Here is a 14899-nt window from a genome sequence, read left to right on the forward strand (position 1 = left end):
GTTTCCGGGTGCATACATCGTCATTCCCCGATAGCTCAGTTGGTAGAGCAAGTGACTGTTAATCACTGGGTCGCAGGTTCGAGTCCTGCTCGGGGAGCCATCTTTTCTACCTGTCCTCAAGTCTTGGCACGAACGTCGATAGACACTTCGTATCAGCGTTGTGTGTTGGGCCTGGCCGCTTGTTGGAGACGTGCTCCGTTATAGGTTCGCAAGTGAGATGTTGTCGAGCGTAGGCATCGTGAACATCCCTGTCGCGTTGCGTCATGAGAGACGAAGGGTGTACGCAACAGAAAAGGTGTCTCGTGGCCAAGCACACCAGATCAATCGCCACCACAGCTGTGCGGTGCGAGAAAGGCTCGAAACGCTTCTAAGGCGTCACAGGACGATATAGCGTGACTGTGCAGCTTCACGAAGCTCCGGGCGGGAACGAGTGCTATGGCTTTCCCATTGAGGTGGACGACCCTGTGGCCTTGGCGAGACCCTGGCGATGCCCTTGAGCATCTACCTGGTACTGCACAACCAGGTCATTCAGGCAGATAGGGCTCGCAAGTTATAGGGTGATGATGCCGCATTCGAAGGCCGGACAGGTCGACATGCATGAAAAAAATGCCCGACGAGTATTTCGTCGGGCTCGGCGCCTTGCCCCCCGCCCAGGTCAGTGGCGGAGGGGAGAGATCATGAAATATCGGGGGTGTCGTTGACGCCGGACACTGGCAGGTCGCCGGGCACGGCTCCCAGCAGGGTGCTCGTGACCGTGTCCAGTATACCGCCGATCAGGCCAGCGATGGGCAGGCTGCCAATCAGGTCGGTGCCGCCGGGCAGCGCATCGGTAAGGCCACCTGACACGGCGTCCAGTTCTTCTGCGTTGAGTGTGCGAATGGTTGAATCGGTCATTGTCCCCTCCATTAGCGTATTCCAGTAAACTCGCGGATGGCGATCCGCTATCCCTTGAGTCTAGAGAATTTCTCCGCGCTAACCGTCACGATGTGTTAGGTCTATGTAATTCCCGGTAACACGCGGTGGCCTCACTCAGCCCGTTCGCGGCAAAGTGCCCTGGTTAATGGCTCGAAATGAACCACGATATTCAGAGTGAAAATTCAAGGATAAGTGAACTTTACTGGGGCATTGGAGGCTTCGAACGAATTGGCGTTGTTCGAGACGGAATCCTTGGATGTGCTGACGCGCGACTGCCGCCGGTTGAGCAGATGCGTCGACAAGGCCTGACGATCCAGCGGTGAATGGACCTCTATGTAGTGAATACCCGCCTTCTCCCAGGCAGTCCTCTTGATTCCGTCGCGTAGCCCGGGGTCTTTGCTCAAGTTGTACCCGATCTCCTGAACTTCCACAGCGGTGACCGGATGGCCATCACGATCGGTGACAAGCACATCGTCGCGCTTGCTGTTGATGGCCCGATACGCATCATCTTCTGTTGAGAGAACCTGGCCTCCGGACCGGTCTGGCGTTCACCGTGCCATAGCGGCGCCAGCAACGGCAGGGGCTAACCTTACGGTGCGGAGCTTGCGTATCGAAGCGGGCACAGGATGCTCGATGCGTTGCCCACAATGGGCAGTGACGCTATAGGTTGAGTGGAAGGCTGGGCGATAGCGCGAAGTACGCGAGGATGCGATAAAGGCGGGGCCGCCCGTGTGTCAGGCAGCCCTTTCAGGTCGTCGTCAGGGCGAGCGTGTCATATTTCTGTCATTTTACTCGCATTGTATTGTTTCGGTAACATTTTGTTCGTCATGGATCCATCCTCCATGGCACCCCTGATATTGCCTGGCGTCCGCGCCAGGCTTTTTCCATGCGTGGACAGCATGGCTACCAAAACGCCTGCCTAGGATAAGGGGTAATCAGCCTTGTGCGTGTAAGCGATTTCCTACACGAATTGTAGGAAAATTGATTAAGCATCAACTCATATCATTCAGCGCTGGCCTTGCAGCGCTATGCGATGGCGGTCGACTCCTGCCGATTCGCGCGGTCCATCATCGATATCTCGTCAGGTATCGGTCGTTGGGTATCGAAAATCTGATTCGAATATACGGTTTTTCTGAAATATGCATGATGTTCGAAGGTGCTGTGGCTGGAATCGACCGTGCATTTCTAATATTCAGCCGTAAAGTGAAGGGGAAATGTGCACCATTAGCGTCAATGGTTAACGGTATTGAGGTTAATGGTTAGTCGGTTTAAAACTAGCCTCTTTTCCGAAATGACCTCTTCACGGCGTTGAGACACGCAATGGCCTTCTTGCTGCAGATTTTCAGCCATGTGCTAGGGTGAAAAGGGCACGCCGCCTCTGGCGCGCAGAGTGAGACAACGAAGTGAACAAGAACTTGCTCTGGAGGGGTATAGAACTATGGCTGAACTGTTGGACATTTCGATTGGGGATGATGAGACACATACCATCTCGGAGGAAAATGCGGACCAAGAGAACACTGCTGAAATTAGTGCATTAGGCAGTGGGGAGCTGATCGTCGACGGCGTTACTGTCACGATCACTTCGATTGCGAACATTGATGGTGGCTCGAGTCCGACCTTTACTACCACTAACGGTGGTGATCTGACGCTGGATATGGGCCTGCTGGATGTTAACCAACTCAATAGCTTTACCTTCAATGTCAATGGAGCGAGTCACACGACGCTCGATGGCTCTACTCTGAGTGCACTCAGTGATCCCCTGAACAGCTATACCGTTAATTATGCGGAGGCCGGAGAAGGCTCCTTCACATTCAATCAACCGGATGCGGGGGTACTGGACAGCATCAGCTTTGACGTCAATAACATACAGGCGGGGGATGAGCTAAATATCGGCAGTGGAGACTGGAGCCTGGATGGTGCGACGGCAGATGATGCCTACGATGGTTCTTCCTTGCATATCACACAAGGGAATGGCGTTACGACTACACAAGTAAACGCCAGCATCGAGATGACGCAGGCGGAGTTCGAAGAATTCAAGGCCAACCAGGATACCTACCTCTCCGGCGGTACCTATACGCATAATTGCTTCGCGGCGGGCACCATGATCGCCACGCCCGATGGCGAAGTGCCTGTGGAGACGCTGTCGATCGGTGATCTGGTAATGACTGCCAGCGGCGAGGCGGTGCCGGTGAAGTGGATCGGTCGCCAGTCCGTTCATCGCCTCTTCTCGGCAGGTTATGCCCCCGTGCGGATCAAGGAAGGCGTCCTGGCGGATGGCCAACCCAACCGGGATCTCGTCCTCACCGCCAACCACGGCGTCATCATCGATGGCCTGGTGATCAATGCCGGTGCGCTGGTCAACCACGACACCATCGACTATCTGCCATGGGGAGAAATGCCCGAGGCGATCACTTACTACCACATCGAGACGGAGACTCATGAGGTGGTCATCGCCAACGGCACCGAAGCCGAGACCTACATCGACTATGTCGATCGTCAGGCCTTCGACAACTACGATGAATACGTGGCGCTCTATGGCCTCGAGCAACGGATCGTCGAGATGCCCCGTCATCGTATCTCGTCGCGCCGCTTGATTCCCTCCTACCTGCGCCAGCGCCTGGGGATTCAGGACATGACGAGGGAGTCCCGGGTCGCCTGAGCCACGGCAACGAATGGCCCCTTGATTCAAGTGTGCTTCTGCATTGCCCGCCTTTTCAGGCGGGCTTTTTCTGGTGGCGCGGGGCGGGGCGAGTTGGCCAGGCAGCCCAGTACGTGTAGCTAGAACGTGGAGGGGAGGGCGAGTCCAGGATGAAAGCAAGACGCCGGGCAATGCCCGGCGTCTTGTCGTGGAGTGGTGCGCTGCCTTACTCGTGTTCGGCGAACTGTATGCCACTCTCCAGCCGGGAAAAGTCGAGCAGGATTTCTGCCGCCTCCGTCAGTGGCGCGCGTTCCAGCGGTTGTGGCTCTTCCTCATCCTGGCCGCGGCTGTCGATCCAGTTGTCCAACGGCTCCAGCCCGAGGGCTTCGCGGCGTTCGTTCTCCAGGGCCAGCTGTTCATTCTCGCGGGCCTGGGTTTCTTGGCGTCGCTGCTCGCGGTTGAGGCTGACGCTGGTGTGTTGCTCGCGGAGCCGCTCGGCGAGGGTGGCACGGCGTTCCAGGTAATGGAAGTTGGGATGATCGTCGGCACGCTGGCGATGACGCTCGCGCAGGATGTCCAGGTAACGGCGTGGATCGCCGTACTGGCGGTACTGCACCTTGCGCACACTGTCCCAGCCCAGTGCGTTGTCGAGGCTGCTCTCGCCGATGCTTTCCGGGTCCACCAGACTGGGGAACTGGATATCCGGCACGACGCCTCGATTCTGGGTGCTGTCGCCGGAGATGCGGTAGAACTTGGCCCGGGTCAGCTTGATCTGGCCGAGATCCAGGTCGTTGAGCGTTTGCACGGTACCCTTGCCGAAGGTGTTGCTGCCGACCACCAGGCCGCGTCCGTAGTCCTGGATGGCGCCGGCAAAGATTTCCGAGGCCGAGGCCGAGAGACGGTTGACCAGCACGACCAGGGGGCCGTCATAAAGGCTGCCACTGTCGGTGTCGCCATAGAGGTTGATGCGACCACGGGCATCGCGAACCTGAACGGTGGGGCCGCGGTCGATGAACAGGCCGAGCATCGAGTTGGCTTCCTGCAAGGCGCCGCCGCCGTTGTTGCGGAGGTCGAGGACGATGCCTTCGACGTTCTCCTTGCGTAGTTTCTCGATTTCCTTGGCCACGTCCCGCGTGGTACTGCGATAGTCGTCCGCGCCGGCCTGCCAGGCATCGAAATCGACATAGAAGGCGGGTACCTTGATCACGCCGACACGGTGCTTGCCATCGTCGCGCTGGATCTCGACCACCTCGCTCTGGGCTGCCTGGTCTTCCAGCTTGACGGTGTCGCGGGTGATCTCGACGACCTTGGAGCGGGTCATGTCCATGGCCTGGCCAGGAACGATCTCGAGGCGCACCACCGAGCCCTTGGGACCGCGAATCATGTCGACCACCTCGTCGAGGCGCATGCCGACCACGTTGACGATCTCTTCGTCTTCCTGGCCGACGCCGATGATGCGATCGGCGGGTTCGAGCACGCCGGCCTTCTCGGCTGGGCCGCCGGGCACCAGGCTGGAGACCTTGACGTATTCACCGTCCGCCTGGAGCAGGGCGCCGATGCCTTCCAGGGAGAGCTTCATCTGGATATCGAAGTCCTCGCTCTCGCGCGGCGACATGTAGTTGGTGTGCGGATCGATGGTGCCGGTCACCGCCGTCATCAACAGGTCGAAGACATCCTCGGCGTTGATCTGGCGTATCCGGTTGAGTTGCCCTTCGTAGCGCTCGCGAAGGGTCTCCTCGATGGTCTTTTCCTTCTCGTCGACGGTATCGTCGTCGCGTGATGACGAGGTGTCCGCCTCGGTGGAGGCCGAGTCCTCGTTTTCCTCGGCATTCGCTTTCCGTTCCTCGGCGTCCTGTCGGTTGATTGCCAGCTCCAGGGCGGCGTTCTTGAGACGTTTGGTCCACAAGGCATCGAGCTGTGCCTCGTCGGTGGGCCAAGGCATGTCGGACCGATCCAGGATCATCCGCTGGTCGCCATCGAAGGTGAAGTCGAGTCCCTCGTCGAGGCGGGCCAGCAGCCATTCGAGACGATCCTCGACGCGTGTCTGGTAACGCTCGTAAAGAGCGAAGGGGCGTGCCAGTTCACCGTCGAGGACGGCCTCATCGAGCCGGGTGCTCAGATCCTGGAAGTCGTCGATGTCGCTGCGCAGCAGATAGGCGCGCTGGCCATCGAGCACGTCCAGGTAGTGCTGGAAGGCGCGCTTCGACCAGTCATCGTCGAGATCGATATCCGAGTAATGGCCGTGTAGCAGGGAGTCGGCGATTTCCTCGGCCGTTTGACGCTGGGCGTCGCTGGGGGCGAGATCGGCCAGTGCCGGGCCGGCAACCAGCAGCATGGCCAGGGCCGCCGTGCGCCCCAGGGTAGCAAACAGGCTCATCAATGAAGCACTCCCTGATTCATGTACACTCTTGTATCTGTCCAGACTGTGATTCGGCGCTCGAGTTGCAAGACCGAGCGAGCATTGTAGCAGTTCCGGCGACATGCCAAGACCCCTTGTACATTTCATCACGAGAGGACCCCATGCCCCAGGATGCCCGACTCGAGCGCTTGCTCGACTTTCTGCGTCGCTCTCCGACTCCGTGGCACGCCACCGCCAACATGGCCGAGCGATTGGAGGCCGAGGGCTTTCGCCGCCTCGAGGAGACCGAGGCCTGGCGTCTGTCACCCGGCGAGCGTGTCTACGTGACGCGCAACGATTCCTCTATCATCGCGCTGCAGTTGCCGTCAGAGCCGCTCGATGCCTTGCGCATGATCGGCGCTCACACCGATAGCCCGGGATTGCGTCTCAAGCCGCATGCGCCTCAGACGTCGGCCGGCTGGTTGCAGTTGGGTGTCGAGGTCTATGGCGGCGCCTTGCTGGCGCCCTGGTTCGATCGCGATCTGGGCCTGGCAGGACGCGTACACGTGCGCCATGCCGATGGTCGGCTCGAAGGTCTACTGCTCGATGTCGACCGGCCGCTGGCGATCATCCCGAGCCTGGCGATACACCTCGACCGCGAGGCCAACAATGGGAAGGCGATGAACGCCCAGACCGATATGCCGCCAGTCTTCCTGCAAGGCGGCGAGCATGCCGATCTGGATCGGTTGTTGCGGCACTGGCTGGCGGAGCAGCATGGAATCGAGGGCGTCGAGGTGATCGACTTCGAGCTGGCGCTTTACGACGTTCAGCCGCCCTCGCGCGTTGGGGTCGAAGGGGAGCTGCTCGCCAGTGCCCGTCTCGACAACCTCTTGTCGTGCTTCATCGGCCTCGAGGCCTTGCTGGCAAGCGATGGCCGCCAGGGGGCAGTACTGGTCGCCAACGATCATGAAGAAGTCGGCAGTGCCAGTGCCTGCGGTGCCCAGGGGCCTTTCCTGGGGGATGTGCTGCGGCGGGTCAACGCGGCGCTGGGCGAGGCCGGCGAAGAGGGCTTCATTCGCCTGGTGCAGGCCTCGCGGTTGATTTCCTGTGACAACGCCCACGCCTTGCATCCCAACTTCCGCGACAAGCACGATGCGGCCCATGGGCCGACGATCAACGGCGGGCCGGTCATCAAGGTCAACGCCAATCAGCGTTATGCCACCAACAGTGCCACGTCGGCGCTGTTTCGTGAGCTGTGCCGTCAAGCAGGGGTACCGGTGCAGACCTTCGTCACCCGTGCCGACATGGGATGTGGCAGTACCATCGGCCCGATCACTGCCACCGAGCTGGGGGTACCGACCTTGGACGTGGGGGTGCCGCAATGGGCCATGCACTCGATCCGCGAGACAGCGGGGGTGCAGGATGTGGAGTACCTGATCCGAGTGCTCACCGCCTTTCTCGAGCGCGAAGCGCTTTAGACAAGAACGCGGCTGCGCCGCTGTGCTGGAAGAAGGAAGGCCCGGGCATCGTCCGGGCCGGAAACCAAAAAGCCCGCCTGGCGAACCAGGCGGGCTTTTCGATATCTGGTGGCTACGCCCTGATTCGAACAGGGGACCCCATCATTATGAGTGATGTGCTCTAACCAGCTGAGCTACGTAGCCGACAACGGGGGCGAATCATACCGGCAAGGCCCCGGCACGTCAAGCCGTTACGGCATCAGACATTGAACCGGAAGTGGATGACGTCACCGTCGGCGACGATGTAATCCTTGCCCTCGAGGCGCCATTTGCCGGCATCCTTGGCGCCTTGCTCGCCGCCCAGGGCCACGAAGTCGTCGTAGGCCACGACCTCGGCGCGAATGAAGCCTTTCTGGAAGTCGGTGTGGATCACGCCGGCAGCCTCGGGGGCGGTGGCGCCGACCTTGACGGTCCAGGCCCGGACTTCCTTCACGCCGGCGGTGAAGTAGGTCTGCAGGCCGAGCAGGGCATAGCCGGCGCGAATCACGCGGTCCAGCCCTGGCTCTTCCATGCCCATCTCGTCGAGGAACATGGCGCGCTCCTCGTCATCGAGCTCGGCGATCTCGGCCTCGATCTGGTTACATACCGGTACCACCACGGCGCCTTCCTCGGCGGCGATCTCGTTGACGGTGTCGAGATAGGGATTGTTCTCGAAGCCGTCTTCGTTGACGTTGGCGATGTACATGGTGGGCTTGAGCGTCAGCAGGCCGAAGCTCTTGAGCTGACGCTTCTCGTCGTCATCCAGGCCGAAGCTGCGCAACGGCTGGCCCTCGGCCAGATGGGGCTGGATGCGATCGAGGATGGCCTTGGTGGCAATGGCCTCCTTGTCGCCGCCCTTGACGACACGGGCGAGGCGCTGGATGGCGCGTTCGACGGTGTCCAGGTCGGCCAGGGCCAGCTCGAGGTTGATCGTCTCGATATCGGCCCGCGGATCGACCTGGTTGGCCACGTGGATGACGTTGTCGTTGTCGAAGCAGCGCACGACATGGGCGATGGCCTGGGTCTCGCGGATATTGGCCAGGAACTGGTTGCCGAGCCCTTCGCCCTTGGAGGCGCCTGCCACCAGGCCGGCGATGTCGACGAACTCCATGGTGGTGGGGATCACCTTCTCGGGCTTCACCATGCTCGCCAGCTTGTCGAGCCGCGGGTCCGGCATCGGCACGATGCCGACGTTGGGCTCGATGGTGCAGAACGGGAAATTCTCGGCGTCGATACCCGATTTGGTCAGGGCGTTGAAGAGGGTCGACTTGCCGACGTTGGGCAGGCCGACGATACCGCAGTTGAAACCCATGGGCTGATCCTGGAATGAGAGTTCGAAAAGGATGATTGGCCGGTATTCTACGGGACGCCTTCGGCGCGAGCCAGAAGGGGAAGTCGGAAGAGAGAAGAGACTACCGGTGGACCTCTATCCCGCCACGGAGTGCCTTTCATCCTTCTTCAAGCGGCGCCGCCGCGTTCTGCCGTCTTATGCCTTGAAGCTGTGCAGCCGTTGCATGGCTTTCGTCCAGTCGCCGGCGATCGCCTGGGGCAAGGTGATCAGGCACTCGTTGATAGCGTCGTCGATGGCGGTGCGCTCGGCCTTGCCGGGGCGCCCCAGGACGTAGTGGGTGACCTGGCGGGCGTCGCCGGGATGACCGATGCCCAGTCGCAGTCGATGGAAGGTGTTGTCGTTGCCCAATGCCCGGACGATGTCGCGCAAGCCGTTATGGCCGCCATGCCCGCCTCCGGTCTTGTAGCGGGCCGTGCCGGGCGCGAGGTCCAGCTCATCGTGGGCGATCAACAGTTCACCGGGCGCCAGCTTGAAGAACTGGGCCAGGGCGGCGACGGCACCACCGCTGCGGTTCATGAAGGTGGTGGGCTCGAGCAGGTGCAGATCCTGGCCATCCAGGCGGATACGCGCGTAACGCCCGAGAAATTTCTTCTCCGGACGCAGGGTTTCGCCGGCGTCGCGAACCAGGGCGTCGACCAGCCAGGCACCGGCATTGTGGCGGGTGGCTTCGTACTCGGCGCCGGGGTTGGCCAGCCCGATGATGGCTTTGACCTGGGTCATCTTCTCTGTCTCCAAAGCATCGTCTGGAACGATTTTCGAGGTTGTGCCTGCGGCGATCCGGAGGGTGGCTGCCAGGATGGCAGGCCACAAAAAAAATCAAGCGCCGGAGCGCTTGATCGTGACGAAAGGGCCGCGCCGATTCGCGCGGCCCTGGCGGCTCCGGATTACTCGGCGCTGCCTTCGCCTTCTTCGCCCTCGGCGGCGTCGCCGTCTTCGGCATCGCTGTCGTCGCCACGAACCTTGGCTTGGGTGACGCTCAGCACGGCGTTGTCATGGTCCTCGCCGTGGGTCAGTGCGACCAGTGTCACGCCGGCCGGCAGGTTCAGGTCGGACAGATGCAGCGTGGTGCCCAGGCTGACCTCGGCGATATCGATCTCCAGATAGTCGGGCAGATCCTTCGGCAGGCAGCTGATCTCGACTTCGTTGGAGAGGACGTGAAGCTCGCCGCCCTCGTCCTTGATGCCCTTGCAGCTCTCCTCGTTCACCACGTGCAGCGGCACGCGCATGGTGATCTCGTGAGTGGCATCGATACGCATGAAGTCGGCGTGGGTCACCAGCGGCTTGTAGGGGTGACGCTGGAGGTCACGCACGACCACTTGCTGGGCCTTGCCTTCCACTTCCAGGGTGATCACGGAGGAGAAGAAAGCTTCTTCCTCGATTGCCTTGTAGAAGCGGGTCTTGTCGACGGCGATTGCCTGCGGTGCCTGCTCGCCACCATAGATGATGGCCGGTACTTGTTCGTTCGCACGACGCAGGCGGCGGCTCGCACCTTTCCCCAGGTCGTGGCGAACGCTGGCGGTGAGGATGTAATCGGACATGGTTTTGCCTCTTGCTTGAAATAAGGAGGGCGCCAAGGACCGCGACCAGTTCCTTGACGCCTCCGATTGCCCCGAAGGGTGCTTTTCCGAGGCCATGGTCCGCCGAGGGAAACCTCAGTGGAACATGGCGCTGACGGATTCCTCGTTGCTGACCCGCCGGATCGCCTCAGCGATCAGGCCGGCCACGCTGAGCTGGCGAATTCGGCCGCTGCGACGCGCGTTGTCGGACAGCGGGATGGTATCGGCGACGACCACTTCGTCGAGCACCGAGCCGGTAATGTTGTCGACGGCGGGGCCGGACAGGATCGGGTGGGTGGCGTAGGCCACCACGCGGCGTGCGCCGTGCTCCTTGAGTGCCTCGCCCGCCTTGCACAGGGTGCCGGCGGTATCGATCATGTCATCGACCACCACGCAGGTGCGGTCGTCGATCTCGCCGATGATGTGCATCACCTGGGCCTGGTTGGCTTGGGGGCGGCGCTTGTCGATGATCGCCAGGTCGGCATTGAGCTGCTTGGCGATGGCGCGGGCCCGCACCACACCGCCGACGTCGGGCGAGACCACCACCAGATCGTCATAGTTCTGGCGCTCGATATCGTCGAGCAGGATCGGCGACCCGTAGACGTTGTCCACCGGGACGTCGAAAAAGCCTTGGATCTGGTCGGCATGCAGATCCATGGTCATGACCCGGTCGACCCCTGCCTTGACCATCATGTCGGCGACGATCTTGGCGGAAATCGGTACGCGGGCGGAGCGGACGCGACGGTCCTGACGGGCATAGCCGAAGTAGGGAACCACGGCGGTGACCCTCGAGGCGGAGGCGCGGCGCAGGGCGTCCACCATCAGGATCAGTTCCATCAGGTTGTCGTTGGTCGGCGCGCAGGTGGGCTGCAGGATGAAGACATCCTTGCCGCGCACGTTCTCATTGATCTCGACCGCGACCTCGCCGTCGCTGAACTGCCCGACCGTGGCGTGGCCCAATCGGTTGTCCAGGCTCTCGGCGACCTTCTGGGCGAGCTCGGGATTGGCGTTCCCGGCGAAAACCATCAATTTTGACACGCGCAGCCACCTTTGCAGTGTTGGGTCTTCAGTGTTCGGATCGGTGTCGCTCCAGGCTGGAAATGGCTGGGGTAGCAGGATTCGAACCTGCGCATGGCGATACCAAAAACCGCTGCCTTACCACTTGGCTATACCCCAGCGACCTACCGCACCGGACCGAACCGCGAGTCGCCATTCAGGGCGCTCGTCGATCCAAGGCATCATGGAGGGGAGAGCGGTTACGGCCTGGCGCCTTGAAGGCTTGCCAGCGCTCCGATATCTCGGCCAGCAGCGCGTCGGCATCCTCTTCCCGTTCCAGCCGGGCGAAAATGCAGGCTCCCGTGCCCGTCAGCATTGACGGTGCCCGCGTGCCAAGCCAGTCGAGTGCGGAGGCGACCTCGGGATACAGTGCCCTGACCGTCGGTTCGCAGTCGTTGCGCCAGCTCGCCACTCCCCCCTGAAGTGCGCGCGCCATGGTAATCGGGGGGGTATCCCGTGTCAATTCCGGGGCCCCGAAGACGCTCGCCGTGGAGATGCCGACACCCGGGTGGACGACCACGAACCAGGGCGTGTCGAGCGCGACGGGGGTCAGGCGCTCGCCGATGCCTTCGCCCCAGGCGGCATGTCCCCTGACGAAGACCGGCACGTCGGCGCCGAGCTCGAGGCCGAGCGAGGCCAGGGATGCCAGAGGCAGGTCCAGCTTCCAGAGTCGGTTCAAGCCGAGCAGGGTGGTCGCCGCATCGCTGCTGCCACCGCCGAGTCCTCCACCCATCGGCAGTCGCTTGTCCAACGTGATGTGGGCGCCGTGGTGTGTTCCGGTGATGGCCTGGAGTCGCCGGGCCGCGCGCAGGATCAGGTTGTCGTCGGAGGTCACGCCCGGCAGGGTGGCATCGAGTCGAATCTCGCCATCGGCGCGGGGGGCCAGCGTCAGGGTGTCGCCATGGTCGAGGAACTGGAAGAGCGTCTGCAGCGCATGGTAGCCGTCGTCGCGGCGGCCGGTGATGTGCAGCATCCGGTTGAGCTTGGCGGGTGCTGGCAATGTCAGCGTCCCGGCCTCAGGCATCTTCGTCGGGCTCCGGCTGCCAGCGAGTCACCACAAGGGTGACGTCCAGGTCGTCATAGGTCAGCTTCATCCGCCGTGGCAGCCATAGCTCGCCGGTATGGGTCCAGTCGCGGTAGACGATCTGCCAGCCGTCCTGCTCGAGGCGGGCCGGGAAGCCCAGCTCGTCCTTTTCCATGTGGTGGGGCCGGTCGGCGGCGGGCAGGCCGCGAATCCAGTCGGTCAGGGCGGAGACGGGCAACGACCAGCCCAGTTCCTGTTGCATCAGGGCCTTCGGGCTTTCCGCTTCGGTTCGCCCTTCGCCGGTGGTCAGCGAGACGCGCCCCTCACGACCCTCCAGCACGCTCCGCCCGCTGCCGAAGGGGCCGCTGAGCAGGATGCGGAAGTAGTAGGGCGTCTGCAGCCAGTCGAGATTGGCGCTGGTGGAATCCTGGGGCGTGCGCAGGCCCGCCTTGCCTTGAAGTTTCCAGCTCTGCAGTTCGGCCAGGCGTTCCTGCTGAGCTTCCCACTGCCCGATATCGCGTTGCGCGTCTTGCATGGGGGTGCGGCTGGCGCAGCCGGCCAGCAGGATCAGTCCCATGGCCAGGCAGGTCAGTCGGATCGAATGGCGGAATGGCATGGTCGATTCCTTTCGTGGATGAGTCATGTGCGCATGCTCCTATGGCGATGGCGCCTGTCGCTATTGCGCCAGCTCGGGCAGGCGATCGAGCAACGCATCGATTCGCGGGTGAGATGCGAAGCGTTGATGTGCCTGCTGGAGCAACTCGCGTGCCCGGTCATGGTGTCCCAGTTGCCAGAGGACCTCGATCAGGTGGGCAGCCACCTCCTGGTCGGGCATGCTGGCCCAGGCGCGCTCCAGCCAGGGCAGGGCGGCCTCGGGATTGCCCTGGCGATAGCGTACCCATCCCATGCTGTCGAGAATCGCCGGATTGTCGGGCGCGATTGCATGGGCGCGCTCGATGAGTCGCCGGGCCTCGTCGAGCCTGCCGTCGATGTTCTCGTCGGCCAGGGTGTAGCCCAGTGCGTTGAGGGCATTGGCGTTTTCCGAATCCTGTTCGATCAGGATGCGCAGGTCGCGCTCCATGGCGGCGATGTCGCCGTGACGGAAGGCCCGCATGGCCCGCTGGTAACGCAACTGGTGGCTTTCGGGATGGGCCTCGACGGCTTGGTTCAACAGGGCATCGGCCTGTTGACGGGCGCCGGATTCGTCCAGCAGCTCGACTTCCAGCGAGTAGAGTCCAGGCGCGTCGTCCGGATGCCTCAGGCGTTCGATGCGCAGAAAGGTCCGGGCATCGCTCGGTCTGTCATGCTCGAACAGCATGCGGGCGGCATTGGCCCTGGCGGCCAGGAAGTTCTCGCCCTCGGGAACCTGTCGGTAATAAAGGAGGGCATTGTCGATTTCGCCTTCTTGCTCGGCGATGGCACCAAGCATCAGGTAGGCCGTCGAGGCGGGCGTCTCGTTGTCCGTCAGGGGCAGAAGCAGACGCCGGGCCGGACCGGTATGGCCTTCCTCGAGATAGAGCTGCGCCAGCGCCAGGCGCAGGTCGGGGCTGTCGCCATGATCCTCGAGCAAGGCATCGGTATTGGCCTCGGCGGCCTGTGTATTGCCCTGTCGTATTTCGGCCTGGGCCAGCAGCAGGATCAGCCGTGGGTCGCCGGGCGTGTGTTCGAGGCCTCGTCGCGCCATGGTCTCGGCTTGCCGAGGGGCGCCGGTGTCGAGCGAAACGGCGGCGCGGATACGCCACAGGCCGGGAAGTCCTGGCATCTCGTCGGCGAGTCGGGCAAGCCGGTCCTGTGCCGAGGCGGTAAGCCCATTGGCGGCTTCCAGCAGGGCGGTGGCGAGTTCGACGTCGTGGCGTGACGAAGGCATGGGGGAAAAATCCCGTAGACGCGCCAGGAGCGATGCGGGAGGCGCGCCAGATTCCAGGGCCGATTCGAGAAAGGGGACGAGCTCGTCGGCGCCATTGCGCTCGATGAGGTCGAGATGCCGGGCCAGGGCGGTGTCCCAGTCCCCCCGTTGCGCGGCGAGGCTGGCCAGCAGGCGAACCGGAGCGGTGTCATCGGGTGCCAGGTGCTGCCAGCGTTGGGCCGCGTGCTCGAGCAGGTCGGAATTTTCGTCGAAACGTGCGGCCAGGGCGGCCCGTTCGGCCAGGTCGGCGGCGCCGTAGCGTTCGGCACTTTCGAGATAGCCTCGGCTGGCGCGTCGATAGTCGCCGCGCTGCCCGGCCAGTTCGGCCTCCAGCAGGGTGGACAGCCCTCTGGCATCGAGCCCCCGGGTGATGGGGGGCGCACTGGCAAACGGGTCGTCCGGTGAGGCGTCGGACGATAGGGTCTGGCAACTGCCGAGCATCATCGCCAGACCGAGAATGGCGATGGGGTGGCGATGGGCGCGCGACTTGAGAAGTGCTCGGGACATGCGAGTCTCGATAAGTAAGGCCGAGCCGTCAGCATAACGGCTTGTCTTCGTTGGGCAAAGGACATCGCGACCGGTAGATGGGCGCCGTCGCAGGATGCGCTGTGGTAGAATG

At 62.4% G+C, this 14899-nt stretch carries 11 protein-coding genes, 3 tRNA genes and 1 pseudogene; 3 read left to right on the forward strand and 12 right to left on the reverse strand.

The genetic code is table 11. The features are described 5' to 3' along the window. Positions 1-24 precede the first annotated feature (24 nt). Positions 25-100 (forward strand) — tRNA-Asn (locus A9O65_RS14460). Positions 101-675: 575 nt separating this feature from the next. On the opposite strand, the gene A9O65_RS14465 is transcribed toward A9O65_RS14460, so the two are convergent. Continuing rightward, positions 676-894, reverse strand: coding sequence for a hypothetical protein (locus A9O65_RS14465; RefSeq protein ID WP_064702465.1), 219 nt, complete (start codon positions 892-894; stop codon positions 676-678). A 203-nt stretch (positions 895-1097) separates the two neighbouring features. Continuing rightward, positions 1098-1418, reverse strand: a pseudogene (locus tag A9O65_RS17590) (DUF2726 domain-containing protein); the annotation flags it as partial. Between the two features lie 935 nt (positions 1419-2353). Between A9O65_RS17590 and A9O65_RS14470 the strand changes: the two are divergent. Then, on the forward strand, positions 2354-3574 hold the full coding sequence (locus tag A9O65_RS14470) for a Hint domain-containing protein (protein WP_074749343.1): 1221 nt from the start codon (positions 2354-2356) through the stop codon (positions 3572-3574). A gap of 205 nt (positions 3575-3779) precedes the next feature. On the opposite strand, the gene A9O65_RS14475 is transcribed toward A9O65_RS14470, so the two are convergent. After that, a complete protein-coding gene (locus A9O65_RS14475; RefSeq protein ID WP_064702467.1) occupies positions 3780-5930 on the reverse strand; it encodes a carboxy terminal-processing peptidase in 2151 nt (716 codons plus the stop codon). Between the two features lie 143 nt (positions 5931-6073). Between A9O65_RS14475 and A9O65_RS14480 the strand changes: the two genes are divergently transcribed. Further along, on the forward strand, positions 6074-7369 hold the full coding sequence (locus tag A9O65_RS14480) for a M18 family aminopeptidase (protein ID WP_064702468.1): 1296 nt from the start codon (positions 6074-6076) through the stop codon (positions 7367-7369). 106 nt (positions 7370-7475) lie between these two features. On the opposite strand, the gene A9O65_RS14485 is transcribed toward A9O65_RS14480, so the two are convergent. From A9O65_RS14485 to A9O65_RS14525, 9 genes are all read right to left on the reverse strand, one after another. Continuing rightward, positions 7476-7552, reverse strand: a tRNA-Met gene (locus A9O65_RS14485). A 55-nt stretch (positions 7553-7607) separates the two neighbouring features. Beyond that, on the reverse strand, positions 7608-8699 hold the full coding sequence (gene ychF, locus A9O65_RS14490) for a redox-regulated ATPase YchF (protein ID WP_064700682.1): 1092 nt from the start codon (positions 8697-8699) through the stop codon (positions 7608-7610). 174 nt (positions 8700-8873) lie between these two features. Beyond that, on the reverse strand, positions 8874-9458 hold the full coding sequence (gene pth / locus A9O65_RS14495) for an aminoacyl-tRNA hydrolase (RefSeq protein ID WP_064702469.1): 585 nt from the start codon (positions 9456-9458) through the stop codon (positions 8874-8876). Between the two features lie 164 nt (positions 9459-9622). Next, complete coding sequence (locus A9O65_RS14500; protein WP_064700680.1) at positions 9623-10276, reverse strand: 50S ribosomal protein L25/general stress protein Ctc; 654 nt, start codon at positions 10274-10276, stop codon at positions 9623-9625. Between the two features lie 114 nt (positions 10277-10390). Next, complete coding sequence (locus A9O65_RS14505) at positions 10391-11332, reverse strand: ribose-phosphate pyrophosphokinase (protein ID WP_170825761.1); 942 nt, start codon at positions 11330-11332, stop codon at positions 10391-10393. 63 nt (positions 11333-11395) lie between these two features. Beyond that, positions 11396-11470 (reverse strand) — tRNA-Gln (locus A9O65_RS14510). Positions 11471-11507: 37 nt separating this feature from the next. Beyond that, the gene (ispE, locus tag A9O65_RS14515) at positions 11508-12374 is read right to left on the reverse strand and encodes a 4-(cytidine 5'-diphospho)-2-C-methyl-D-erythritol kinase (protein ID WP_064702470.1); all 867 of its coding nucleotides are present in this window, start codon (positions 12372-12374) and stop codon (positions 11508-11510) included. Beyond that, positions 12367-12990 carry a lipoprotein insertase outer membrane protein LolB gene (gene lolB / locus A9O65_RS14520; protein ID WP_064700677.1) on the reverse strand — a complete coding sequence of 208 codons (624 nt, stop codon included), beginning with the start codon at positions 12988-12990 and terminating at the stop codon, positions 12367-12369. Before lolB ends, ispE begins: the two co-directional genes overlap by 8 nt. 60 nt (positions 12991-13050) lie before the next feature. Then, positions 13051-14787: a tetratricopeptide repeat protein gene (locus A9O65_RS14525; RefSeq protein ID WP_064702471.1), complete on the reverse strand. Its 1737-nt coding sequence runs from the start codon at positions 14785-14787 to the stop codon at positions 13051-13053. Positions 14788-14899: the final 112 nt, after the last annotated feature.

The organism is Halomonas caseinilytica, assembly GCF_001662305.1.
GTDB lineage: Bacteria > Pseudomonadota > Gammaproteobacteria > Pseudomonadales > Halomonadaceae > Halomonas > Halomonas caseinilytica.